We start from the raw sequence: 25,766 nt of genomic DNA, 5'->3' as shown, positions 1-25,766 counted from the left end.
TTTTAGTTATTTAATTACTTTTGTAAGAACGCCTCTTGCATCGTCTGCCTGTTTTTTACCGATATGCTTTTCAATCAAATCGAAAGTTTGAAAGAACTGGTTTTCTGTAAGCCCTGTATTCATTCCAATTCTAATATGCGATTGTAATTGCCCAAGTGTTCCAGACATAGATGATAATGCTGAAATTGTTACTAATTCTCTTTGTTGGTGGTCAAGCACATCATTTGCGAAAATTGCTCCGAAAAGATGTTCTTTTAAATAGCGGTCAATTGCTGGGGCAAATTCCATAACACCACCCGAAACAGGTTGTCCGACTAATTTTGTCTGTACTTCTGTTCCTATTTCAAGCATTGATTTATTCGTAGAAATAGGATTTGCTTCACGCCCAGCAATATCTTTTTTACCAACTTTTTTTCTTTCCTCCACAAGTTGCATTAAGGTAGTTAATCCATTTAGGCTGCGAGGGAAACCACAATAAGCATATAGATGAACCAATGCCTCTTTTATTTCGTTGATGGTTAGCCCCGCATCCAGTCCGTTGTTTAGCTGAACTTTCAGATTTTCCAAATCTCCTGTTGCCGTCAACGCAGAAATGATAACAAAACTTTCTTGCTTTATGGTCAATGCATCTGTTTTATCCTGTGCGTTCATTGTATTTACATTTAGGATTATGGCAAACAACAATATCCATTTTGGAAATATGTTTTTGTACATAATTTTTGAATTTTAGTTTTTACTTTACGGCTTCTGCATATTCTTTATCGGTAACAGGTCCAAACCACTTATTTTCATTATTTTGCGGATTGCAGGTTATGGCAATATGCGAAAACCAACTGTCGGGTGATGCTCCGTGCCAATGTTCTACGTTTGGTGCTATCTCAATTACATCTCCAACTTCCATACGAACGGCAGGTTTACCACGTTCCTGATAATATCCTGTACCGCCAACAGCAATAAGAATTTGTCCGCCACTATGGCTGTGCCAGTTATTGCGACAACCCGGCTCAAAAGTTACGTTGAACATCGGTACGTTTAGGTCTTTGTTACTCGTTAATGGTGCAAGCCAAGACCTGCCCGAAAAATACTGTGCAAAGCCTGTATTCTCATCCCCTACGGGGAAATCGCTAATTTTTGGGATGTTTGTTTCCATTTTATTTTGATTTTTGTTGTTGTTACAAGATGTTAAGGCAATTCCGCTTCCAATTAGAATGGTAACTGCTATTGTTTTAAAGATTGTTTTCATATTCTGTTATGATATTTGTCTGATTTCTACTTTTAGGTTTCGTTACCAAATACACACCCATAATGACCAATGCGGCTGCAAGCGGTTTGTCCCACGAAAAAACATCCTGTCCGATGATAAGAGCAGCAACCGAAGCAATGATGGGTTGTAGGTTCATATAAATACTTACCGTAGATGCTTTCAGTTTGTTCAGAGCAACGGGCATCAGAAAAAATGCCAAAGTGGTTGAAAACAACAGGGCAAATGCAAGTTGTAAGATAGCCGAAATGGTTACTTCCGTGCTGTATATTGCTTCCGTGGGCAATGCCGTGATTCCGAACGGTACAATCATCAGGCACGAGAAGAAAAACATATATTTTACCACCGTAACAGGCTTGTATTTTAAGGCAACTTCCCGGGTGATTATCATATAAATTCCGTAGCCCAAAGCAGCCAGTATAGCCAAAAATATCCCCAACAAATTGTTTGAACCTGTACCGTGATTTCCGCCTTGCAAAATGATTAAAAATGCACCCGCAATACTTAATAATGTACCCAATAATTTTATTCGGGTTGTAGTTTCTTTCAGAAAAAGAACGGACAGCAACAGCACCAATACAGGTGTCAGCGACATCATCAGGGCGAAATAAACAGGTGTTGTAAATTTCAAAGCCCAAGCAAACAACAATTGTGTGGCAACAAAGCCGAAAAAACCACCAAGTGCGATAATCCACAAATCCTTACGGCTTACTTTTTCTTTAGGATAAAAGAAACCAACCGCCCAAAAAAGGACAGCACCAAACAACATTCGGGTCAAAGTGTAGCCCATAGGCGACATCCAGTTTGCTATAAGCGATTTGGTAACTGGAATGTTTAAACCAAAAATGATATTGGCAGCTACTATGGCTATATGTCCTTTATATTTTTCGTTCATCTGAACTCGATTAAATAATTAGGACAAAATTAGTTTGATTCCAATCTTTAGAGTTAAAGATATTCAAACCGATGACTATGAAATTCAAACCTTTTCTAAACGAACGGAAGATGGACTTGTTCCTGTTTGTTTTTTGAAGAAATTATTAAAATAAGTCGGATATTCAAATCCCAATGCGTAAGCAATTTCCGAAATATTCCAATCCGTATGTTGCAAAATGGCTTTAGCTTCATTAACGATACGTTCAGAAATATGTGTCGTTGTGGTTTTTCCTGTAACTTCTTTTACGGCACGGTTCAGGTAGTTGACGTGTACCGAAAGATTTTTTGCGTAGTCCTTGGCGGTTCTCAATTGAAGTGGTCTGTTGGGACTTTCCACTGGAAATTGACGTTCCAAAAGTTCCATAAAAACATTGGTCAACCGTTCCGCTCCGTTTTTATCCTGATTGTAATTTTCAGACGGTTTTAATTTTAACGATTCGTGCAAAATCAAATCTATATAATTACGAATCAGGTCATCTTTATGTTCATAGTCAGCTAGTTGCTCTTCAATCATTTTTTGGAAAATGCTGTTCAAAAACAAGCGTTGTTCGTTCGAAATTTCCAAAATAGGTGTACCACCCGTTTTAAATAAAGGTAATTTTTGCAGGGTTTCTGAATGTTTTCCCGAAGTGTAAAAATCTTTCGTAAAGAGAATGGTATAACCGACATATCGGGTAGAAAGCGTTTCCCAAGAATAAGGAATGTTCGGGTTTCCAAAAAACAGAATAGTGCCTTCGGCATCAAAACTTCTGTCGGAATAATGAATTCGGCTTTTGCCTGTGGTCAGGCATATTTTGTAAAAATCCTTTCGGTTATAGGCAAAGGAAGCATTGGCGTCTTTCTCAATTTGAAAAACGTTGAACCCTTTTAGTTTTAACAGGCTGTTGTATGTTGACGAATTTCTTGGCATAGTGCAAAGTTAAGAAATTCAAACAAATCTACGTTCTGTTCAAACGATTATTCTCTTTGGTGCGTTGGGAAGAAACAGCTCTTTTGGTTTTATGAGCGTTGGCTTGTGGGTCGGCAAAAACCAAATGTGCTGTTTATGCGGTGGGTTTAAGCTTGCAGCTAACGGGCACTGGCTTTGGGCCGTTACAATGGCTTAAAGCCATTGTTCGGGGATAGTGCCGAAGGCATCTATCTCCGATGGCACAAAGTCAGTGCCCGTTCGAGGGAATGCCGAAGGCATTTCCTCGAACGGTTCAGGTATTGCCGCAGTGGGGGATTGGAAGCACTAACGTTCAATACAGCACAAATGTATAAAAAAAGGACTGATGTTGATTATAGCACGTCAGCCCCCATTGCGGCAATAGCATGTTAGCAGTTCGTGCTTCTTGCTTGTGGTAAAGTTACTCGGTGATTTTTGTCTGGTTATTGCTTTATCGCATATCCCATGTAACCTACTTTCAGGTCGTTGCTTTCTTTCAGTTGAAATTTGCTTCCCAATTCGCCATACGTCATTTCACCTTTTGCTCTTTGGCGAAGCAAAGAAATCATTTTTAGCGGATTGATGTTCGGGGACATTCCTTTCATGTTGATTTGTCCCAACCCATTACTTTGCATCAACTTTTTTAGTTCTTCGGGCTTAATAAGCATTTCGTAAACGTGAAGATTAGGCGGCATAAACGCAGTTGATTTCCATTCCTGCCAAATCTTAATCACAATGAGTTTGCTTAAAAAATTCCTATTGAAAGTGTCGTAAAAGAAAACGCCATTCGGTTTTAATACCCTCGCTATTTCCGAAATACATTTAGGCAAATCCCTGACATGCTCCAACACATCGCAACAATAAACTACGTCAAACGAATTGTCTGCAAAATCGAGTTCTTCGCCTGTCCCTTTTCGGTAATCTATGTTCAAACCTGAAAGTTTTGCATGTTCTTTAGACGTATGCAATGAATTTTCTGAAGGGTCAATGCCTGTAACCGAAAAGCCTGCTGCGGCAAATTCCTCTGCTAAAATGCCGCCTCCACAACCTACGTCCAAAGCTGCTTTTTCTTTGGGGTCAAGCTGTAAAACATTTTTGTAAACGTTCAGGTAATACGGAAAACGGCATGGGTTGACCGAAGTTTTTAAGAGGTATAAAACGGTGTTTTCTCTCCACCAGATGTCCCCTTTTTCATTATACAACTCGTTGTCAATGCGGTTGTAGATGTGTTGTGGTAATTTTTTCATGACGATTTACTTTTAAAACTTTTGACAAAGTTATCGTCAGCGAAATCTGGAAAAGATTGACGTATGTTATGTTTTTTTTACCGACCTTTATTTTTTTTCAATCGGCTTAACGATTCGGGCTTTATTCCCAAATAAGAAGCAATGTATTTGCCTGCTATGCGATTGGTAATGCCCGGAAAACGTTGCAACAATTTTTCGTATTTTTCTTCTGCCGTAGCATACTTTTCAAACGTCAGCAGTTCAGCGGTTTTATTGTGATTGCGGATTTCTTTAGCATAACGTTTTTTCCCAAACTCAGGTAGTTCTACTGAAATTCTTTCCCAATCTGAAATGGGCGCTACTTGCAAAATGCAATCTTCAAGAGCCTGAAAGTTATAAGGTGTAGGAACTTTATTGTATAGACTGTTCAGGTCGCCAATCCAATAGTCTTCTATGGCAAAGTCCACCACAATATCTTCACCTTCGTCATTCAAATAGTATTTTCTGAAACAGCCTCTTTCACAGTAAACAGCCAGTTTGCATATTTCCCCCGCTCTGAATATATGTTCTTTCTTTTTAATTGTCTGTTGTCTGAAATGCGACAGAACATAATCATATTCAGCTTCGCTAAGCTGCACAAATCTTTTCATACTTTGTTTTAGTGCTTCCGACATGGACTGAATTATATAGAGTTTTTTAGCAAAGGTAATTGTTTGCACGGTCGCTATAGCATGACTGCTAACGGCCAAGTGTATGCGACGTGGCGGCGTTTAGCCGCCATGTTCGTCATACACATTGTTAGTAGATGTGATCAATAATTGAGTAGTACAACTTTTTTGGAATAGATACTTTTTCGACTATTATTACTTTTAATAACTTTAATAATATAAACACCTCGTGGAAGTTTAAAAGTAATAATTTTATTGTTTAAAGAAGTCTCATTAATTAAAACAATTCCAAGTTCTGACAAAATTTGAATCTCGTTTGATCCACCTAATAATTCATCCCCAATCTCAATTGTAAATTCACCATTCAAAGATGGGTTCGGAAATATCTTAATGCTTTCATTGCTTCCCAATTCAGTTATGCTTGTTGTTATAGAATTCTTTATGCAACGGCACGGAAGATATTGGTCATTTGAACGTGCAATTTCATCAGTGATAAATTTTTCTAATCTTAATATTCCATCTGGTAATGGAGGAAAAAATATTGTTACTCCTTTTATATCATTTGAATCAATCAATTTATAAAATTCGCCGCGTTGAAAATTATAAAATTGACCATTTGCACTTAATCCTGATGGAACAATTTTAAGACCCGAAATATCACTTCCACCATATTGTTTTGATACAATTTTATCAGACACATTATTATAAGCACCTTTCCAAAGCCATGTCGTATCGGCATTTAGTGTTAACATTAATTGATGCCATTCATTTGGACTTGGAATATTGTACCCTGTTGGACAGATTCCATGAATCCTTCGTTTGCTTTCATTTCTGGTAAGGCCAGTATAATTGTAGAGTAATCCAAATGTATCGGTATTATTACAATCCCCATTTACACATTTAAAGTTAGCTAGAGGAACTGGAGTTCCATCTGAATAAAATTTAGATTTAATATTGCTAGTAAGCCAAGTTTGAAATCCTATTTTGACTGTATCATAAATGTTTCCTTCAAAATCCTTTACTTGGGAATGAGCATTTATTTCACACAAAAGCAATAAAGAAAAAATAATAAATGATTTATTCATAACTTAAAATTTTTAATTTGAACAATTATATGTGTTGAAACATAAATACCCGGAACCGTTACTAGTTAGTGTTGTATTTTTATCCAGAATTATGAAGTCTTTTGCCCAAAAGGATACCCCATCACTAGTATTAATGTTCGTACTGCATGAAGTTCCCCCAAAAGTAATTTCTTTTTTTACATTTAATGCATATTGTGACTTGTTAAAAGTACAAATTGATTCTACTTTTGCACAATCAGTTTTTAATTGATAAATCTTAATATAGTCAATTTCGAAATGATTTGGAAATAAAGTTGAGTTGTTTGGTGGCGTCCAAGGATCAATTGCAAAATTTAGTATTAAGGCTTGTGCATGTGATGGCGTATTATTCTGATCATTCATGGAATGCACTGTTTGATCATCGATGTAATAAATCATTCTACCTTGCTGCCATATCAGACTATATTTGTGAGCAAGAGCACAATTATTTATATCTGTGTAAACATTGGTATTGTGCTGCCTTATGCAGGCATCTCTCCAATGATGACTTTGACTAGTTGTTGTGCTTGTTTCTGATAGATCACCACCTCTTTCATGAATATCAATTTCATTATAATAATTGCAAGGATCAGGATCTGCATCCCAAACCCAGTAAGCTGGCCAATATCCACGCCCAATAGGGGTCTTAATAGAAGCTTCGAAGTATCCGTACTTGTATTTAAACTTTGACCAAGTACAACCACCTGAATAATCGTAAGTTCGATTTGTGATTGGATCGTACCATGGAGGAGTAAATTTATTCGATCTAATTTTTAACCAAGAATTGGAGTATATTAAATTTGCTGGATCAATATATTCTGGCGAATAACCATTATATCTACCCCATGGATATTCAGCAAACCAATCATTGGAAATTAGTGAATTAAATTGATCCTCTTTTTTTAATTCCCAAGTTCCATCGTTCGAAGGAAATTGGGCAGCTACTTTAAAAGAAGCAAATAATAAAAATAATAATTCTGAATTAGGCATTTAACTTACTTTTATCATTTTGTAAAATACTGGTTGATGTACTACCATCCGCACCATTAGATTTTCAAAAATATCTCCTTTCATGAAGTGCCTGTTGAATCTGTAAGTGTATTCATTAAAGTACGCCTGAAGATGATTAACTGAATGATGCATTCCTCGCAGCCATGCTTTGAATCCCATGATAAATCGATGGAAGGAGTCAAAATTTTTTCCTTGCTTTGATTTTTTCTGTTTCATTTGTTTGAACTCCTTCTTGAAAGGCTTGTATCCTCGCCATTTATCCGTAGTGATTTGGCTTTGTGGATCTACATGCTCTTTTACAAAAGGCTCCAACTCCTTAAATCCGGCATTCTCGATGACTTTTCCATAAGCCCTTTTGATCCCTTTTCCTGCCTTTTCAATGGCAAATACTACCAGTTTCTTCTTGCCCTTTTCTCGCCCAATAACATTCTTTTCTTTGCCACCAACTAATGTTTCATCTATTTCAACATCTCCCATTAATGGGTATCTGCCACTACTTGACATTGCTTCCATCACTTTGCGTTTAAATAGCCAGCAGGTCTTTTGTCTCAACTGAAGCTTCCTGCTTAGTTCTGTCGAGCTAATTCCCTTTTTGGATGTGCTGATGTAGTAGACCATATAAAAAGCCTTTATAATAGGGAATTTCACCTTGTGGAACAAGGTATTGCTTGTCACAGATTCCTGATGATTACATAGACTGCATTTTCTCCCCAACTTGCCTTGACCTGCATGGTATTTTTTATTCTTGCACTTAATACAATTGTAACCATTCCCCCACTTTAACCCATCAAGGTATTTATAACAAGCTTCATCATCAGGAAATAGCTTTTGAAATTCAAAAATGCTCAAACTCCCAAACTTTTTCTCCATTTTAATTTTTTAAATTCCTCAAAATTAATCAATTATTTAGTATTTTAGCTGCCTAATTCAGTAATAATTTTCTCATAGTAGTTAATTTTTACAGCAATTATCCAATTTGATTTCCAATTCTTCTATTTTAGCATTTAGCTCTTTAATTGCATCTAAAAGATATGGAATTAATTCTACATAATTTACACCTTTGATATTGTTTTGATCTGTATCAACTAAATGTGGTAAAATCCTTTCGACTTCTTGAGCAATTAGTCCTGACCTGATTTTATGATCAACTGCCAATTCATCCTTAAATTGATAAGTATAACCATTTAAGTTACTGAGTATTTCTATTGAGTTCGAAATTCTATTTATATTGGTTTTCAATAATGAATCTGAAGTAAAAACTGTTCCTCCATCTCCTTTAATGTAATACTTAGTTACTCCATTTAATTGGACTTCAAAAGCTTTTGATAAAGGCTTGTTGACATTATTCGTCTGACAGTAAGCATAGTTGTTAGTGTGATTGAGGCAATTAATCCACAAACCAACAGGATCAGTAGGGCCTGCACCAGCTAATATGTAATAACCTAGACTTGATCTGACAGTTGGCGATAAAAAAGAATAATCCAACGCTTCAACAAAAGTAACAATTGTTCCGTAAAAGTCAAGAGCGAGGCAAGTTCCTTCGGAACTCTTGACATTTACTCCACAATTTAGTTTGTTGGCGTTTACGCGTTGAATTACTCTATTCATGATCTTCTTTATTCAAAATGAGTTTCTAACATTTTATCAATTGCAATATTTTTTGACTCGATGTGAGTTTGCATAGGAGTTTTGCCAAAGCAATATTTTCCGGAATGAGGTCTGTCCGAATTATAGTAATGTAGCCAATCCTCCAAGTCAGCCTGTAGCTCTTCAATAGATTTGTATAACTTTTTACGGAAGGTAATGGCATAAAATTCATTTTGAATGGTGCGGTGGAATCTTTCACAGATACCATTAGTCTGTGGGTGTCGTGCTTTGATCTTAGTATGTTCAATATCCTCCAAACTCAGATAAAGTTCGTACTCATGATATTCTCTTTTTCCACAGTATTCCGTGCCACGATCGGTCAGTATCCTGAGTAGCCTGATTTGCTCATGTTCATAAAATGGCAGGACTTTATCGTTTAGCAAATCGGCTGCTACAAGAGCATTTTTACGATCATAGATTTTTGCCAGAACTACCTTAGAGTAAGTGTCAATGTAGGTTTGTTGATAGATACGACCAACGCCTTTGATATTGCCAATATAATAAGTATCCTGAGCTCCCAGATAGCCCGGATGATATGTTTCAATTTCACCTTGAGATTCCAATTTTTCTTTCTTACGCTCCAAGGCTACAACTTGGGCTTCTGTAAGAATTATTCCATCCTGGGCCACTTTGGCTTCGAGGGCCTTTAATCTCTTTTGGAAGGTCTCCAGATCGTGCCTCAACCAAACACAACGAACTCCACAAGGGGATACAAATATTCCTCTCTTAACAAGCTCATTTGCAACCCTTACTTGTCCAAAAGCTGGATTGTCAATAGCCATATCAACAACTGCTTTCTCTACTTCGGGAGCCACTCGATTCTTGACCAGTGGTTTGCTCCTGCTGACTTCGATTAAGGCCATTTCGCCTCCTGTGTCATACATCTCTTTAATCCTGTAAAAACTATCCCTGGAATACCCCATTATTTTACAAGCTTGAGATACATTTCCCAATTTTTCTGCTAAATGGACTAATCCCAATTTAGTTTTGATTAATTTTGTTTCTAATTTCATTTTCTGACAGTTTAGTGGTTAATTAATTATTTTTGACAACTTAAAATTAATCACTAACTGTCAGATTAAGTCTAAACTATTACAGCTAATATTTGTAATTTCGTTTGTGATTGAAATTGAGTTAATGTTCCTACAGTTGTATTGCCGTCTGGAAATATTTTAATTTGGCAAAATGCTTCATTACTAAACCCAAAATTGCATACCCACAGAAATATAAATATCCCTGTAGCTTGAAAATTAAAAAATGGAAATGAATTGATTTTCATAAATTTAAGTTTATAAAGTTAACCTCACTGTCCCTAAAGGTAATGGGCCGTACTCGTTTTATTTAAGGTGTCACTTTCAGGCAATTAACACCGTTAGTTTGAATTTTCTCTCTACGTAACGTGATGAATTGTATGTTGTTACACCATAAAGTGGTTTCTTTTTCATCTTGTTAGGTCTTTGATCATATCTACTAACGGCCAAGTGTATGCGACGTGGCGGCGTTTAGCCGCCATGTTCGTCATACACATTGTTAGTAGATGTGATCAATAATTGAGTAGTACAACTTTTTTGGAATAGATACTTTTTCGACTATTATTACTTTTAATAACTTTAATAATATAAACACCTCGTGGAAGTTTAAAAGTAATAATTTTATTGTTTAAAGAAGTCTCATTAATTAAAACAATTCCAAGTTCTGACAAAATTTGAATCTCGTTTGATCCACCTAATAATTCATCCCCAATCTCAATTGTAAATTCACCATTCAAAGATGGGTTCGGAAATATCTTAATGCTTTCATTGCTTCCCAATTCAGTTATGCTTGTTGTTATAGAATTCTTTATGCAACGGCACGGAAGATATTGGTCATTTGATCTTGCTATAGTCTCTGATATAAAAGTATCAATCCTAATTGTTTCATTTGTTGAACCATCAAAAAAAACAGTGATTCCTCTAATCTTGGTCGAATCAAATAGTTTATAATGTTCGCTTCTCCTAAAATTGAAATAGTTACTTAAACCGAACACCCCAGATGGCACTAAAGTCAGGCCAGAACTATTATTGCCACCATAATGTTTAGAGATTACTTTTCCAGAAACATAATTGTACGCTCCTTTCCAAAGCCATGTCGTATCCGCATTTAGAGTAATCATTAGTTGATGCCAATCATCAGGACTTGGAATATTGTATCCTGTTGGACAGATCCCTTGTATCCTTCGCTTGGTTTCATTTCTGGTAAGGCCAGTATAATTATAGAGTAAGCCAAATGTATCAGTATTATTGCAGTCACCGTTGACACATTTATGGTTACTTGCTAAAACTGGAGTTCCATCTGAATAGTATTTAGACTTAATATTACTAGTCAGCCAAGTTTGAAATCCTATTTTGACTGTATCATAAATATTGCCTTCAAAATCCATTATTTGGGAATGAGCATTTATTTCACACAAAAGCAATAAAGAAAAAAGAAAAATTGATTTATTCATAACTTTAATGTTTTAATTTGAACAATTATATGTGTTGAAACATAAATAACCGGAACCGTTACTTGTTAGTGTTGTATTTTTATCAAGAATTATAAAGTCTTTGGCCCAAAAAGCTACACCATCACTAGTGTTGATGTTTGTATTGCAAGTAGTCCCTCCAAAAGTAATTTCTTTTTTTACATTTAATACATATTGTGATTTATTAAAAGTACAAATTGACTCTACCTTCGAGCAGTCTGTTTTTAGTTGATAAATCTTAATGTAGTCTATTTCGAAATGATTGGGGAATGCTGTTGAGTTGTTTGGGGGAGTCCAAGGATCAATTGCAAAATTTAAAATTAAGGCTTGTGAATGTGATGGCGTATTATTCTGATCATTCATGGAATGCACTGTCTGATCATCGATATAATAAATCATTCTACCTGGCTGCCAAAGCATGCTATATTTATGAGTTATAGCGCAATTGTTTATTCCTGTGTAAACATTTGTATTGTGTTTCCTTATGCATGCGTCTCTCCAATGGTGACTTTGGCTTGTGGTGGTGCTAGTTTCTGATAGATCACCACCTCTTTCATGGATATCAATTTCATCATAGTAATTGCATGGATCTGGATCTGCATCCCAAACCCAGTAAGCTGGCCAATATCCACGCCCGATAGGGGTCTTAATAGAAGCTTCAAAATATCCATACTTGTATTTAAACTTTGACCAAGTACATCCACCTGAATAATCGTATGTACGATTAGTGTTTGGGTCATACCATGGAGGTGTAAATTTATTTGATCTAATTTTTAACCAAGAATTAGAGTATATTAAATTAGCTGGGTCATTGTATTCAGGACTGTATCCATTATAACTTCCCCATGGGTATGTATCATGCCAATCTGTAGAATTATATATTGTAAATTGATCCTCTTTTTTCAATTCCCAAGTTCCATCGTTCGAAGGAAATTGGGCAGCCACTTTAAAAGAAGCAAATAATAAAAAAAATAATTTTCTCATAGTAGTTAATTTTTACAGCAATTATCTAATTTGACTTCCAATTCTTCAATTTTAGCATTTAGCTCTTTAATTGCATCTAAAAGATATGGAATTAATTCTACATAATTTACACCTTTGATATTGTTTTGATCTGTATCAACTAAATGTGGTAAAAACCTTTCGACTTCTTGAGCAATTAGTCCTGACCTGATTTTATGATCAACTGCCAATTCATCCTTAAATTGATAAGTATAACCATTTAAGTTACTGAGTATTTCTATTGAGTTCAAAATTCTATTTATATTGGTTTTCAATAATGAATCTGAAGTAAAAACTGTTCCTCCATCTCCTTTAATATAATACTTGGTTACTCCATTCAATTGGACTTCAAAAGCTTTTGATAAAGGCTTGTTGACATTATTCGTCTGACAGTAAGCATAGTTGTTAGTGTGATTGAGGCAATTAATCCACAAACCAACAGGATCAGTAGGTCCGGCACCAGCTAATATTTGTAATTTCGTTTGTGATTGAAATTGAGTTAATGTTCCTACAGTTGTATTGCCGTCTGGAAATATTTTAATTTGGCAAAATGCTTCATTTCTAAACCCAAAATTGCATACCCACAGAAATATAAATATCCTTGTGACCTAAAATTAAAAAATGGAAATGAATTGATTTTCATAAATTTAAGTTTATATAGTTAACCTCACTGTCCCTAAAGGTAATGGGCCGTACTCGTTTTATTTAAGGTGTCACTTTCAGGTAATTAACACCGTTAGTTTGAATTTTCTCTATACGTAACGTGATGAATTGTATGTTGTTACACCATAAAGTGGTTTCTTTTTCATCTTGTTAGGTCTTTGATCATATCTACTAACGTTTTGGGTATTTGCGAAGGCACGGTATTTGAAAAACGTCAGCTAAATATAAGCACAAAAGTTGATAGATGCACAACTGTTCAATTACTTCCGTCAGCCGTGCTTTTGCAAATACCTTGTTAGCGGTTCGGGCTTTTGCTAATGCCAAAAGGTCAATACCGAAGTATTAACCTTTGTCCTGAAAATATTTCACGTTGACTTATTTCTTTACACTCAGCATTCCTTGTGTTCCAAATTTTGTGTAAAGTCCTGTCATTATTTGCTCGTGGTGTTCATTATATTTTTGGATATGTTCTGCCATACCAATAAAATCAACTGCCTTACGGAATGGTTTTTCGCCTTTGGGTTTTTCAAGAAGTTCGGCATAAGCGTCTGCCACTTTTTGAGGGTCTTGTTGCGGATTGTTCTTTAAAACATTCTCAAAATTTTGAAGTGCTATTTCAGGCACTTTTGCAAAATCGCCATAAGCGGCTTCTCTACTTTTGTCGCTTGGCTTTATTAGATTTTCGTTAAATGAAGTTGGGTATCCTCCCGGCTCTACAATGCAATTTTCAATTCCGAAACCAGAAAGTTCTACCCTGTAATTTTCTGCTAGAGCTTCCAATGCCCATTTTGAAGCCTGATAAGCTCCGTAAAATGGCAAGGCTATTCTGCCAAGCAAGCTTGAAGTATAAACAATCAAACCGTCCTTCTTTTCACGGAAATAGGGAACAACGGCCCTGTTCATTCGTTGTACCCCAAAAACATTAATGTCAAATATTTTTTGAAAATCGGCAGGTGTAAAAAACTCCTGCATTCCAAGAACTCCGGTACCTGCATTGTTTATCAAAACATCTAAGCCATTAAGTTCTGCAATGGCTTTTTGCACTCCATTGTTTACACTTGTATCGTCAGTAACATCAATTTCTATAATTTTTGCTCCTGCTTTACTCAGTTCGTCTGCAATGGATTTGTTTTTCCCATTGATGTCCCGCATAGAAGCGGCAACTGAATGACCTTTTTGTAACAGTGCAAATACGATTAATTTTCCGAAGCCACCACTTGCACCTGTTATTAGAAATTTTCTTTGTCATAATCTATTTGAATTTGTTGGTGCAAATTTCCAAATAGATTATGGGTTGGTTATGGTGAGAAGTTCCGATTATTTGGTGAGAAGTTCAGTTTTTGAATTTAGTTCACGAAATTGTTTTGGGGTTTTGCCTTCATAGCTCTTGAAAAATTTGGTGAAGTTAGACGGGTCAAAGGTTAATGTCTGTGCGATATGTGAGATGGTGTTGTTGGTTGTAAGCAAAAGTTCTTTAGAAATTTCCATAAGCCGCTCTTCATAAATATCGCAGGGCGATTTCCCTAATACTTCCTGAATAGTGTTGCTCAAATGTTTGGGACTTACAAATAGCAATTCAGCCAAATCCTTTATTTCAAAAGTTTTGTCAGCCATTCCGTTTTTAAGGTCGGTCAAATGTTTGTCAAGCTCGTGAAGATACTGGGCAACTATTTCCTTTTGTCTTACAGATGCTTTATCTTTTTCTGTTGTCATTCCGTTATGATTATTGTCGTTTGGGTGTCGTTGTAGCCTGACCGCTAACGGAGGGCTGCACACGCTGTGCCGATTTAGTACTTTTAATTATTCACGGAGACGTTAGTAGGCATAGCGTTGTGCAGCATGTTATAGGCGGCCATTTAATTGCTCATTGTCTCCTAACAATCCATCATTTTAAGTATCTGACATGAAACCTACCTTCAGTAATTCTTATAACTCTACTTCCGTTAGAGACATTCATTTCAAAAGTTCCAATTGCTATTTTTCCATCATTTCGACTAAGAACTACTGTACCGGAACCATCATTATCTAATGAATGGGTGGTATAAGTCACCGTATTTAGGTAAGAATCAAAAAATGAGCCCCTATTATTTTGCTGAGAAGGCCCAAGGTCAAATGTACCAGTTGAGGATTCAGAGACAAATAGTGCAACAGATCTACCAGAGGTAACAGATTCTATAGCGATAACTTTAAAACCATCTCCAAAGGTTGAAGCGGATAATAACATTCCAGAGGAACTGAAAGGAGTTCCGTCAATCTTACAATAAAATGTACCTTCACCTGTGTCCGAACTCTCCTTTGAACAAGAAGTTAAAATCATAGCTAATGCTGTAAGTATGATAATTACAATTTTCATAATTAAAGTTTTATTATAAATTTACGAATGGTCGCCTATAACGGCTGGCTATGCGTAGTGCGACCGTTTCGGGAGCATTATCGCATAGCCGTTGTTGGGCGTATGTGTTTCTCATTCCGGCTTTTCCCCCGGTGCGAATACAATTTGTTTGATATTATTTTCGACAGGTTCGAGAGACTTGAAGAATTTGTACAATGCTTTAAGTTCGACATCATTCATTCTTGAAAAAGCTCCCCATTGCATAGGACTGCCTTTGTGTACTCTTCCATGTTTGAACCGATTTACAAATTGCTCTTCAGTCCAACCTGCCATAATTCCGGTTTCTTGATGGGGAGTTAAATTCGGAGATACATATGAATATCCTTCTGAAAATTCATCAGGTGGAAAATAAGCCTTTCCTGCAAAGTCTTTACCGATGTATTCACCGGTATTCATATCCACTTCAGTATGACATGACCTGCAATTGGCAACATTATACGCAAGGTATTTACCATACTCAGCCGTAGGCTCAATTTTCACAGACTTTGGTGGAGGTTCTTTTGCTCCTTCTGGTTTTATCATTCCTACAGCCAACAGCGCTTTATACATGAACCCATAATCAAATGGCTTCACTTTATTTTGAATAGGAGGCAAAGTCCTCAAATAGGAAATTATTGCGGTTAAGTCTTCATCACTCATTCCCTGAAAGGTCATCATTGGAAAGAGTGCCCTGCCGTCCGTGCCTACCCCATGTCTAAGGCTCCTCGTTATTTCGGCATCTGTGTATTTTCCTATCCCTGTCTCATTATCTGAGGTAATGTTTGGTCCTGTAAATGTCCCAAAGCCCGGGAAAGACAATTCCCAACCACCTTTGAACTCGACCTTTTTCCCTTCGTCAAATAATCGAACTTCATCCATGCTTGTGTGACAAGCACCACAATGAGCAGCACTATTTGCAAGATAAGCACCTCTTGCGATTACAGCAGAATCTCTACTGGCTGTAATTTCAGGATAAGGAGCTTCGTGTTTCTTGTCCCAGGTCAATTGCACAAATGCAACAAAACCAAGAATGAGGACAATTAGTCCTATTCCTGTCCATTTCAGTATCCTGATAACCAGTCTTCGTTTTTTAATGGAGTTTTTTTTGTCCATGTCCGTAATTTTCAGCAAAGTTAGGGCACAGGCATATTTGAGATGTGTAGTTTAAGCTACAAAATCTTGCCATTAAGGATTCGTGACCTCATTTTGCTTAAGGTGACTCTGTTCATGTCAAGGTACTGTGCCAAGTGGGTAACCGATATTCTTTTTATGAGTTCAGGATAGTGTTGAATTAAAAACTTATACCGTTCCTCTGAATTATATTTCAATAATATAGATAAATGCTTCCCATAAGATGCTGCGTTACTTTCCATCATTTTCCTACCTATTTTTTCAAATTCCGGGTAGTCGGTATATAAATGTGCCACCTCCAGAAATTTGAAATAACTGAGTTCACAGTCTTCAAGTGCCTGGATTGAATAATTCACAGGTTTTTGTTCATTGAAGGATTGGCAGTCTTCAATAAAATCTTTCTCCTTGTAGAACCTAAGTATTTTTTCATTTTCACTGCTGTCAATAATAATGTGACGAAGTATTCCAAATTCAACAAATACGACAAAGTCTGGAATTTCGCCTACCTGATAGAGATAAGCGCCTTTTTTTAAGGTAACATGCTTCATGAAAGGCTGAAGTGCTAATAGAGCATCTTGTTGACCAGTTGTCAAGGGTTCTATCCTGGCAAGTGCAGAAATAATTTTTTCCATTGAGTTTAAATTGTTCTACTGAGTTTTATCATTACGCCCAACGGTTTGCAGCTTGGCGAAGTGGCGGATTTAGAAGCACTTACTTTCAATTTAGCACTAATGTTCATTTGAAAACCAAATGTTCAATTTAGCACTGAACCCGCCATTTTGCCAAACTGCTGTTGTACGCAGGCATTTTAGTATTCTATTTTATTTTCTGGTCGTTGTTGCCAAATAGCCAAATATTGTCCTGTCGACATTTTTCGAGCAGAGTTTTTAGCTTTGTCGGCATATTCTCCTTCATAAAGTTCGTCAATAGTCTCAAACCAAATTTGCAACCATCTCCCAAAATGCTTTTGTTCAATGCTATAATTTAAATTTTTGTCAACATTGATATGCTTTTGCGTTGGGTTTCCTTTGAATTTTGCAACTCCAAATAAATTAGTTTCCCAAAAATCAGTCAATTTGTCAAGATGCTCTGGCCACTTATCATCTGAAATGTGAGCATTAAAAATTGGCCCTAATAGTTCGTCTACTCTTACTTTTGAATAAAAACTATTCACTAAAATATTTATGTCGCTTCTGTTATCAATTTGTCTCATTGCGAATCAATTTAGTTTTCAAGAACACTTTTAACTCTTTCTACTTTATCATGTTTTGATAGAGTTAGGCGTATAATTGAATCTTCAACTGCTATTAAATTGTGAGGAATGTTACCATCCAATGCAATAATATCGCCATCTTTCATATCATACATTTCGCTTTGCACACCTAATTTTAAATTTCCCTGTATTATGTGAATTATAATTGGGAAAGGCGTCTTATGCTCTTTCATAACCTGTCCACTTTTTAAAAGAATTCGTATTTCTTTTGAAAATGAAGTTTCAACAATAACCTTTGATATAACATGGTTTTCGTTAAATTCAATTTCGTAGTTAAATGATAATTTGTCCATATGGTCTGTTTTTATGCTTGCGTACAACGTTTGGGTTTGCACAGTTGCCGGTATAGGAAGCCTTGCTAAATGCGAAGCATGGCAAGGCTGACCAGTTGTACAGTGTCCCCCGTGACAAATGTAAATAATGAAACCGAGAGTTAATGAGGACACCGAACCCGGCAATTGTGCAAACCTTTTGTTGTGCACAGTGCCGCATTCGACCGTTACTGAGCAGCACGGATGTCAAAGCTTTGGATGTGTGTTGAAGTTGCGCGGCTTTGGGCATTGGTGCTGCGGGTTCGAAGCATGAATCTTTGTCGATGTCTCTATCGGTAAAGAAGTCCGAAATGTTTTTAGTCGACAGTCGGCTTGTCAATTTTCAACTCTTTTAATCTTTCCCATGTCCAATTTCTTGCTAGCCTCACCGTCTGGACTTATAAGTAATTAATGATTTTTCAATCAATAAGTCAGAAACAATTCTTGAATTCTATTTTTGTCTTTTGTGATGGTTAACGCAAGCATCAAAAGTATTCTTGCTTTTTGAGGATTAAGATTATCTGAAAATATTGTACCAAATTTAGAATCGTCAAATTGTCCTACATATTGAGTGGTAACTTTCCCTGAAAATACTCTTGATGATCTTACTACTATTATGCCTTTTTTAACTGCATCATTTACGGATTCTCGTATAGCTTTATCATAACTGCCATTCCCAGTCCCCGCTATTATTATCCCGTCAACTTTATTATTGATAAAAGCATTTATTGCCGCATCAGAGGCTCCTGCATAAGCATAAACAATTTCTACGTTTGGTAATGAAGCAAGTTTAGTGATGTCAAAAGCGCTAAAACCGTTATGCTTATTAAATGTCTTGGTGTTATAAAATACTTTTCCATCATATACTTGTCCTATGGCACCAGTATTTGGTGACGAGAATGCATTCACACTGGTAGTGCTTGACTTAACTACATTTTTAGCATCATAGACATTCTCATTAAAGCATAACAGCACACCTTTTCCCTTACTGCTAGTATCACTTGCTACAATGATGGCATCATATAAATTTTTAGACCCATCAGCGCTTATGGCTGTTGCTGGACGCATTGATCCAGTTAATACAACTGGTTTATCTGATTGAACAGTAAGATTGAGAAAATAAGCTGTTTCTTCTTGCGTATCTGTACCATGGGTTATTACAATTCCATCAGCTTCATTCTTAACAAATATTTCATTGATACGCAGTGCTATTTTTATCCATATGTCTACAGTCATATCATAACTTCCTATCGATGCTATTTGCTCTCCCTGAATAATGGCCTTTTGAGTGATTGAAGGAATGTTCTTGAGTAATTCCTCAACGGGAATTTTGCCCGGCAAATAACCTGCCTTATCCATATTCGGTTGCTGTCCAGCAATTGTGCCGCCAGTTGATAACACAATTATACGCGGTAAATTTTGTGATGTGGCACAATGAGTCCAACTGGAACAAAGAAGTACTAATAGTATTTTTTTTAGTGTGTTGATTAAAAAGTTCATCTCAGTCTTTTAATATGTAGTTGAAATTAGTAAATTTTTCATCTTGGGAAATCGTTGGCTCTTTTGCTTGCTTTGGTGTCGCGCGGGAATGAGTGGCAAGCAAAAGTGCCAATGTTCGAAGCACAGTCCCGCTGTCCCGCGGCATTGTGCACAACGTTTTGGGTATTTGCGAAGGCACGGTATTTGAAAAACGTCAGCTAAATATAAGCACAAAAGTTGATAGATGCACAACTGTTCAATTACTTCCGTCAGCCGTGCTTTTGCAAATACCTTGTTAGCGGTTCGGGCTTTTGCTAATGCCAAAAGGTCAATACCGAAGTATTAACCTTTGTCCTGAAAATATTTCACGTTGACTTATTTCTTTACACTCAGCATTCCTTGTGTTCCAAATTTTGTGTAAAGTCCTGTCATTATTTGCTCGTGGTGTTCATTATATTTTTGGATATGTTCTGCCATACCAATAAAATCAACTGCCTTACGGAATGGTTTTTCGCCTTTGGGTTTTTCAAGAAGTTCGGCATAAGCGTCTGCCACTTTTTGAGGGTCTTGTTGCGGATTGTTCTTTAAAACATTCTCAAAATTTTGAAGTGCTATTTCAGGCACTTTTGCAAAATCGCCATAAGCGGCTTCTCTACTTTTGTCGCTTGGCTTTATTAGATTTTCGTTAAATGAAGTTGGGTATCCTCCCGGCTCTACAATGCAATTTTCAATTCCGAAACCAGAAAGTTCTACCCTGTAATTTTCTGCTAGAGCTTCCAATGCCCATTTTGAAGCCTGATAAGCTCCGTAAAATGGCAAGGCTATTCTGCCAAGCAAGCTTGAAGTATAAACAATCAAACCGTCCTTCTTTTCACGGAAATAGGGAACAACGGCCCTGTTCATTCGTTGTACCCCAAAAACATTAATGTCAAATATTTTTTGAAAATCGGCAGGTGTAAAAAACTCCTGCATTCCAAGAACTCCGGTACCTGCATTGTTTATCAAAACATCTAAGCCATTAAGTTCTGCAATGGCTTTTTGCACTCCATTGTTTACACTTGTATCGTCAGTAACATCAATTTCTATAATTTTTGCTCCTGCTTTACTCAGTTCGTCTGCAATGGATTTGTTTTTCCCATTGATGTCCCGCATAGAAGCGGCAACTGAATGACCTTTTTGTAACAGTGCAAATACGATTAATTTTCCGAAGCCACCACTTGCACCTGTTATTAGAATTTTCTTTGTCATAATCTATTTGAATTTGTTGGTGCAAATTTCCAAATAGATTATGGGTTGGTTATGGTGAGAAGTTCCGATTATTTGGTGAGAAGTTCAGTTTTTGAATTTAGTTCACGAAATTGTTTTGGGGTTTTGCCTTCATAGCTCTTGAAAAATTTGGTGAAGTTAGACGGGTCAAAGGTTAATGTCTGTGCGATATGTGAGATGGTGTTGTTGGTTGTAAGCAAAAGTTCTTTAGAAATTTCCATAAGCCGCTCTTCATAAATATCGCAGGGCGATTTCCCTAATACTTCCTGAATAGTGTTGCTCAAATGTTTGGGACTTACAAATAGCAATTCAGCCAAATCCTTTATTTCAAAAGTTTTGTCAGCCATTCCGTTTTTAAGGTCGGTCAAATGTTTGTCAAGCTCGTGAAGATACTGGGCAACTATTTCCTTTTGTCTAACAGATGCTTTATCTTTTTCTGTTGTCATTCCGTTATGATTATTGTCGTTTGGGTGTCGTTGTAGCCTGACCGCTAACGGTTTGCAGCTTGGCGAAGTGGCGGATTTAGAAGCACTTACTTTCAATTTAGCACTAATGTTCATTTGAAAACCAAATGTTCAATTTAGCACTGAACCCGCCATTTTGCCAAACTGCTGTTGTACGCAGGCATTTTAGTATTCTATTTTATTTTCTGGTCGTTGTTGCCAAATAGCCAAATATTGTCCTGTCGACATTTTTCGAGCAGAGTTTTTAGCTTTGTCGGCATATTCTCCTTCATAAAGTTCGTCAATAGTCTCAAACCAAATTTGCAACCATCTCCCAAAATGCTTTTGTTCAATGCTATAATTTAAATTTTTGTCAACATTGATATGCTTTTGCGTTGGGTTTCCTTTGAATTTTGCAACTCCAAATAAATTAGTTTCCCAAAAATCAGTCAATTTGTCAAGATGCTCTGGCCACTTATCATCTGAAATGTGAGCATTAAAAATTGGCCCTAATAGTTCGTCTACTCTTACTTTTGAATAAAAACTATTCACTAAAATATTTATGTCGCTTCTGTTATCAATTTGTCTCATTGCGAATCAATTTAGTTTTCAAGAACACTTTTAACTCTTTCTACTTTATCATGTTTTGATAGAGTTAGGCGTATAATTGAATCTTCAACTGCTATTAAATTGTGAGGAATGTTACCATCCAATGCAATAATATCGCCATCTTTCATATCATACATTTCGCTTTGCACACCTAATTTTAAATTTCCCTGTATTATGTGAATTATAATTGGGAAAGGCGTCTTATGCTCTTTCATAACCTGTCCACTTTTTAAAAAGAATTCGTATTTCTTTTGAAAATGAAGTTTCAACAATAACCTTTGATATAACATGGTTTTCGTTAAATTCAATTTCGTAGTTAAATGATAATTTGTCCATATGGTCTGTTTTTATGCTTGCGTACAACAACGGTTTGCGGCTTGGCGATGTGGCGGATTTATAGCACTAATGTTCATACGAAGAACAAGTTTGTTTAACCACAAATGTTTCTACGAAGCACTTCGCCCGCCATATCGCCAAACCGCTGTTAGCTGACGTTTTACTTTTCATTGCTAATGTTTAAAACAGTTTTACTTGTTGTCCAAGCCACAAGTGCAAGAGCAATTAATTCTGCAACTGTCCGCATAATGTGAAGCGACCACCACTTGTCACGAAGCGAAATCCAGTTGTCAGGAAGAGAATCTGTCCTCCAATTAAGCATTTCAGTCTGGATTGGAAGATTTCCAAACCTTGAAATGAAAATACACGAAGCAAAAAAAAATGCAGCAATAAGTAATGTCATAAAAGTACTCTTGTTCCTACGTTGAAGAAATGCCGAAACAACTGTCACTAAAGTTGCAGAAATAACAAGGGAAACCATCAATGCATTTAATGATTGAACCAGATTTTGCTGTTGTTCTATGTAAGCTGAAGGCGAATAGTTGGTAGGATTTAGTCCCATCCAAATTCCGAAGCTTGTCCCGGCAAGTAGAGCCGCTACAATGATGTTCGAAAAACGTATAAGATTTAGTATCATGGTGTGGTTATTGTTAAAGTTCAACTGTTTCAATAATATTCAGAATTTTTGTCTGTGGGCCGAATATGATTTTGCCGTCTATGTTACCAAACATTTTGTTCAATGCAGCCTGTGTCGCTAAGGCTTGTCCGATGTTATCAAAGTCAAGCTCGATGATGATAAAAAAGTCATCGTCTGCAGGTCGATAAACACGATAGCTTTTCACACCTGATTGTTTTCGATTAATTGGGTCACTATCAAATGCTTTTTTCCAAGCTTCATAGTTGGCTATTTTATGTTCAATTCTTAGAGTTATCATATTTCAAATTTAGTAATATCGTCAAAAAATGGCAGCTAACGGAAGTGGGCTTGGCGTAGTGGCGGCATTTTAGCACTACCCTTCAATCGAAGCACCAAAGTTCAAATTTAGCAAAAACTTTCATACGAAGCACTTCGCCCGCCATTACGCCAAACCCTTGTTACCGGCTGGTGTTCTGTCTGCCAGTCTTTGCAAACCATTGTCAGTATTGAGTTTTTTGTGTCATTGTCGGGTCGGTTGTGTGTTACGTTTTTTAATTTTTTTTGAAGGGTCGGGAATTTTTTTAAAACAATTTTGTCTTGAGTCGGCTTTGCAAGCTCTTTGCCAAAGCTTTGGTTTGAGCGTTGGCTTGTGTGGCTTTGGCAATGTGCTTGCAATTGATGGGTTTTAATAATTCAATGATAGTCCAACTCCAAATCCCATATCGCTGTCATAATGTGTTCGTATTCCCATATTTTTATTGATAATGTATTTTAGTTCAGCCATATATTCAAAATCGGTATTGACCATAAAACCTGCTCTTATTCTTTTTGAAATCGGAATGTCTTCACGCATCAAAGACAATCGAACAATTCCATCGTGATATACTTCTGCCTGAAAGTTAACGAGCATTGGCAGGGTGTACATAAAACCTAAACTAACAGCTCTGCGTGTATCTTTTTCATTCTTTTGTCCGAATAAGTTTGTTTCGTGTTCGTCCATTCCCATTTTTCGGTATCGGTAATCAAAACCAATAAACGGCATAAACCATTGCATTTTGCCGATGTATCGTCCCAAATGCGTTTCTACTTCGTAGCCGTGCATATCATTATAGCCCAACCGCCATTCTGTACCCAAACTCCATCTTGCATTTTGAACCATTGCTTCACCATCGTTCCCATTGGTTGCAAAATCATTTTCAATCATAAAGTGCAGCATATTACTTTCTCTTTGCAATTTATTGTAGGCTTGTTTCTTGTTGGGTAAGTGTGGATTTTGATAGTCATCAACTGCAAAAACTCTATTCATTCCGCCCATCATATGGTATAAGATATGGCAGTGAAAAAACCAATCGCCTTCTTCATTTGCCAAAAACTCGATGGTATCGGTTTCCATCGGCATAATATCCAACACATTTTTGAGAGGAGCATTTTCGCCTTTACCATTGATTACCCTAAAATCAAAACCGTGTAAGTGCATCGGGTGGCGCATCATAGAGTTGTTATAAATGGTAATACGCAGTATTTCTCCTTTTTTCACTGGTATTTTATCCACTTCCGAAAGTATCCGGTTATCCATACTCCACACATAACGGTTCATATTTCCGGTAAGTGTAAATTTTAATTCTTTCACCGGAGCATCTTTAGGAAGTTCTGTATTATGGGGCGATTGCAACATTGCATAATTCAGGGTCTTTATTTCTCCTAATTCGTTGGCATTGTAGCGGTTTGGGTCGCTGTCCACATTGTGCTGACTATGGTCTTGCTTTTGTTTTTGCTTCGCTTCTCCTGTTATTTCGGGATACATTACCACGTTCATATCCATTTGGTTCAGACTCATTTTCATTCCCATATCGTCCAGATTGCCGTCCATTTTCATCATATCATTCATCATTTTCATTCCCTCAAAATATTTTAATGTTGGAAGCGGAGAAATTAATTGCTTGATGCCGTTGCCAATAAAATAGCTTGCAGATTGTGTTCTGTCTTCGGTTGTTGCCAAAAATTCGTAAGAAACACCGTCATAAGGAATGGTTACAACAATATCATAAGTTTCAGAAACCGCAATAATCAACCTGTCCACTTCAACAGGCTCAACATCGTTACCGTCATTGGCAACTACAGTAATTTTACCGCCTGCATACCGCAACCAAAAATAGGACGAAGCTCCACCATTGGAAACTCTTAATCTTACTTTATCACCTGCTTTCAAGGTTTTTCCGTCAACCGTTTTTAAATCGGTTGTGTGATTTCCGTTGAGTAGAATTTTATCATAATACACATCACTTACGTCCATCGCCAACATCCGTTTCCATTCGTTCTTGATTTTTGTTTTAAAATGCCCTTCTCGAATAGCTTCTGCGTATGACTGTGTTGCATTTTTTTTAATGGCTGCCCAATCGTTGGCATTGTGCAACATTCGGTTGATATTATTGGGATTATAATTTGTCCATTCACTTATCATCAGGGGAACGGTTGGTAAATCATCGATGCCTTTTCTAAAAGTTGGGTCGTTTTGCTTTTTTAGCATCACAAAACTGCCATACATTCCAATTTGCTCTTGCAAACCCGAGTGGGAATGATACCAATGTGTTCCGTGCTGGATTATGGGAAAACGATATGTGTAAGTTGTACCGGGTTCAATAGGTTTTTGTGTAAGCCAAGGCACACCATCTTCTTTATTGGGCAAAAATACTCCGTGCCAATGTAGTGATGTACTTTCTTTTAGCTGATTGTGTACCACAATTTCAGCAGTATCGCCCTCTGTAAAAGTGAGTGTTGGCATTGGAATTTGACCGTTTACTGCAATTGCTCTTTTTTCTTTTCCTGCATAGTTTACCAATGTGTCTTTTACATATAAATCGTATCGCACAACTTTTTGTGCGAAAAGAGAAGTTGTTGCCAAAAGCATCAGTGTTATCGGCAACAGCTTTTTTTGAAAAATATTTTGTATATCCATTTTAGA

Annotated in this window: 28 protein-coding genes and 1 pseudogene; all 29 read right to left on the bottom strand. The window is 36.7% G+C overall.

What is annotated here, in order from left to right; translation table 11 throughout:
• Nucleotides 1-6 precede the first annotated feature (6 nt).
• Nucleotides 7-714, bottom strand: a complete 708-nt coding sequence (locus IPM48_10215; GenBank protein MBK9271963.1) for a carboxymuconolactone decarboxylase family protein — start codon at nucleotides 712-714, stop codon at nucleotides 7-9.
• A gap of 19 nt (nucleotides 715-733) precedes the next feature.
• Nucleotides 734-1,243 carry a cupin domain-containing protein gene (locus tag IPM48_10210; protein MBK9271962.1) on the bottom strand — a complete coding sequence of 170 codons (510 nt, stop codon included), beginning with the start codon at nucleotides 1,241-1,243 and terminating at the stop codon, nucleotides 734-736.
• Nucleotides 1,227-2,156 (bottom strand): EamA family transporter, encoded by a 930-nt coding sequence (locus tag IPM48_10205; GenBank protein MBK9271961.1) that lies wholly within the window; start codon nucleotides 2,154-2,156, stop codon nucleotides 1,227-1,229. Before IPM48_10205 ends, IPM48_10210 begins: the two co-directional genes overlap by 17 nt.
• Before the next feature lie 84 nt (nucleotides 2,157-2,240).
• Nucleotides 2,241-3,107 (bottom strand): AraC family transcriptional regulator, encoded by an 867-nt coding sequence (locus IPM48_10200; GenBank protein ID MBK9271960.1) that lies wholly within the window; start codon nucleotides 3,105-3,107, stop codon nucleotides 2,241-2,243.
• Between the two features lie 461 nt (nucleotides 3,108-3,568).
• Nucleotides 3,569-4,372, bottom strand: coding sequence for a 3-demethylubiquinone-9 3-O-methyltransferase (gene ubiG, locus IPM48_10195; protein MBK9271959.1), 804 nt, complete (start codon nucleotides 4,370-4,372; stop codon nucleotides 3,569-3,571).
• 77 nt (nucleotides 4,373-4,449) lie between these two features.
• Nucleotides 4,450-5,001: a Crp/Fnr family transcriptional regulator gene (locus tag IPM48_10190; GenBank protein MBK9271958.1), complete on the bottom strand. Its 552-nt coding sequence runs from the start codon at nucleotides 4,999-5,001 to the stop codon at nucleotides 4,450-4,452.
• A gap of 161 nt (nucleotides 5,002-5,162) precedes the next feature.
• Entirely contained in the window at nucleotides 5,163-6,104 is a 942-nt protein-coding gene (locus IPM48_10185) for a T9SS type A sorting domain-containing protein (GenBank protein ID MBK9271957.1), read from the bottom strand.
• 12 nt (nucleotides 6,105-6,116) lie between these two features.
• Nucleotides 6,117-7,112 (bottom strand): glycoside hydrolase family 16 protein, encoded by a 996-nt coding sequence (locus tag IPM48_10180; GenBank protein ID MBK9271956.1) that lies wholly within the window; start codon nucleotides 7,110-7,112, stop codon nucleotides 6,117-6,119.
• Entirely contained in the window at nucleotides 7,113-8,003 is an 891-nt protein-coding gene (locus IPM48_10175) for an IS1595 family transposase (protein MBK9271955.1), read from the bottom strand.
• An 81-nt stretch (nucleotides 8,004-8,084) separates the two neighbouring features.
• Nucleotides 8,085-8,741 carry a tail fiber domain-containing protein gene (locus IPM48_10170; protein MBK9271954.1) on the bottom strand — a complete coding sequence of 219 codons (657 nt, stop codon included), beginning with the start codon at nucleotides 8,739-8,741 and terminating at the stop codon, nucleotides 8,085-8,087.
• 8 nt (nucleotides 8,742-8,749) lie between these two features.
• Complete coding sequence (locus IPM48_10165; protein ID MBK9271953.1) at nucleotides 8,750-9,793, bottom strand: IS481 family transposase; 1,044 nt, start codon at nucleotides 9,791-9,793, stop codon at nucleotides 8,750-8,752.
• 530 nt (nucleotides 9,794-10,323) lie between these two features.
• Complete coding sequence (locus IPM48_10160) at nucleotides 10,324-11,265, bottom strand: T9SS type A sorting domain-containing protein (protein ID MBK9271952.1); 942 nt, start codon at nucleotides 11,263-11,265, stop codon at nucleotides 10,324-10,326.
• 12 nt (nucleotides 11,266-11,277) lie between these two features.
• Nucleotides 11,278-12,267 (bottom strand): glycoside hydrolase family 16 protein, encoded by a 990-nt coding sequence (locus tag IPM48_10155; GenBank protein MBK9271951.1) that lies wholly within the window; start codon nucleotides 12,265-12,267, stop codon nucleotides 11,278-11,280.
• 5 nt (nucleotides 12,268-12,272) lie between these two features.
• On the bottom strand, nucleotides 12,273-12,626 hold the full coding sequence (locus IPM48_10150) for a tail fiber domain-containing protein (protein ID MBK9271950.1): 354 nt from the start codon (nucleotides 12,624-12,626) through the stop codon (nucleotides 12,273-12,275).
• Between the two features lie 697 nt (nucleotides 12,627-13,323).
• Entirely contained in the window at nucleotides 13,324-14,178 is an 855-nt protein-coding gene (locus IPM48_10145; protein ID MBK9271949.1) for an SDR family oxidoreductase, read from the bottom strand.
• Between the two features lie 87 nt (nucleotides 14,179-14,265).
• Nucleotides 14,266-14,661, bottom strand: a complete 396-nt coding sequence (locus IPM48_10140) for a helix-turn-helix transcriptional regulator (protein ID MBK9271948.1) — start codon at nucleotides 14,659-14,661, stop codon at nucleotides 14,266-14,268.
• A 172-nt stretch (nucleotides 14,662-14,833) separates the two neighbouring features.
• The gene (locus tag IPM48_10135) at nucleotides 14,834-15,301 is read right to left on the bottom strand and encodes a hypothetical protein (protein MBK9271947.1); all 468 of its coding nucleotides are present in this window, start codon (nucleotides 15,299-15,301) and stop codon (nucleotides 14,834-14,836) included.
• Between the two features lie 111 nt (nucleotides 15,302-15,412).
• Nucleotides 15,413-16,432 carry a cytochrome c gene (locus IPM48_10130; protein ID MBK9271946.1) on the bottom strand — a complete coding sequence of 340 codons (1,020 nt, stop codon included), beginning with the start codon at nucleotides 16,430-16,432 and terminating at the stop codon, nucleotides 15,413-15,415.
• A 56-nt stretch (nucleotides 16,433-16,488) separates the two neighbouring features.
• Entirely contained in the window at nucleotides 16,489-17,082 is a 594-nt protein-coding gene (locus tag IPM48_10125) for a Crp/Fnr family transcriptional regulator (GenBank protein MBK9271945.1), read from the bottom strand.
• Nucleotides 17,083-17,258: 176 nt separating this feature from the next.
• Nucleotides 17,259-17,663: a group III truncated hemoglobin gene (locus IPM48_10120; protein ID MBK9271944.1), complete on the bottom strand. Its 405-nt coding sequence runs from the start codon at nucleotides 17,661-17,663 to the stop codon at nucleotides 17,259-17,261.
• An 11-nt stretch (nucleotides 17,664-17,674) separates the two neighbouring features.
• Nucleotides 17,675-18,016 (bottom strand): cupin domain-containing protein, encoded by a 342-nt coding sequence (locus tag IPM48_10115; protein MBK9271943.1) that lies wholly within the window; start codon nucleotides 18,014-18,016, stop codon nucleotides 17,675-17,677.
• 441 nt (nucleotides 18,017-18,457) lie between these two features.
• A complete protein-coding gene (locus tag IPM48_10110; GenBank protein MBK9271942.1) occupies nucleotides 18,458-19,534 on the bottom strand; it encodes an asparaginase in 1,077 nt (358 codons plus the stop codon).
• Between the two features lie 354 nt (nucleotides 19,535-19,888).
• The gene (locus tag IPM48_10105; GenBank protein MBK9271941.1) at nucleotides 19,889-20,761 is read right to left on the bottom strand and encodes an SDR family oxidoreductase; all 873 of its coding nucleotides are present in this window, start codon (nucleotides 20,759-20,761) and stop codon (nucleotides 19,889-19,891) included.
• A gap of 68 nt (nucleotides 20,762-20,829) precedes the next feature.
• The gene (locus tag IPM48_10100) at nucleotides 20,830-21,225 is read right to left on the bottom strand and encodes a helix-turn-helix transcriptional regulator (GenBank protein MBK9271940.1); all 396 of its coding nucleotides are present in this window, start codon (nucleotides 21,223-21,225) and stop codon (nucleotides 20,830-20,832) included.
• Between the two features lie 183 nt (nucleotides 21,226-21,408).
• Nucleotides 21,409-21,813 carry a group III truncated hemoglobin gene (locus IPM48_10095; GenBank protein ID MBK9271939.1) on the bottom strand — a complete coding sequence of 135 codons (405 nt, stop codon included), beginning with the start codon at nucleotides 21,811-21,813 and terminating at the stop codon, nucleotides 21,409-21,411.
• Nucleotides 21,814-21,824: 11 nt separating this feature from the next.
• Nucleotides 21,825-22,167, bottom strand: a pseudogene (locus IPM48_10090) (cupin domain-containing protein).
• Between the two features lie 160 nt (nucleotides 22,168-22,327).
• Nucleotides 22,328-22,804, bottom strand: a complete 477-nt coding sequence (locus IPM48_10085; protein MBK9271938.1) for a DUF1772 domain-containing protein — start codon at nucleotides 22,802-22,804, stop codon at nucleotides 22,328-22,330.
• 13 nt (nucleotides 22,805-22,817) lie between these two features.
• Nucleotides 22,818-23,102 (bottom strand): hypothetical protein, encoded by a 285-nt coding sequence (locus IPM48_10080; GenBank protein MBK9271937.1) that lies wholly within the window; start codon nucleotides 23,100-23,102, stop codon nucleotides 22,818-22,820.
• A gap of 387 nt (nucleotides 23,103-23,489) precedes the next feature.
• On the bottom strand, nucleotides 23,490-25,760 hold the full coding sequence (locus IPM48_10075; protein MBK9271936.1) for a multicopper oxidase domain-containing protein: 2,271 nt from the start codon (nucleotides 25,758-25,760) through the stop codon (nucleotides 23,490-23,492).
• Nucleotides 25,761-25,766: the final 6 nt, after the last annotated feature.

It is taken from the genome of Saprospiraceae bacterium (assembly GCA_016715965.1).
In the GTDB taxonomy this organism is placed as follows: Bacteria; Bacteroidota; Bacteroidia; order Chitinophagales; family Saprospiraceae; genus Vicinibacter.
The sequence above is the reverse complement of the archived record's forward strand: the minus strand, read 5'-3'. Positions and strand labels throughout refer to the sequence as shown.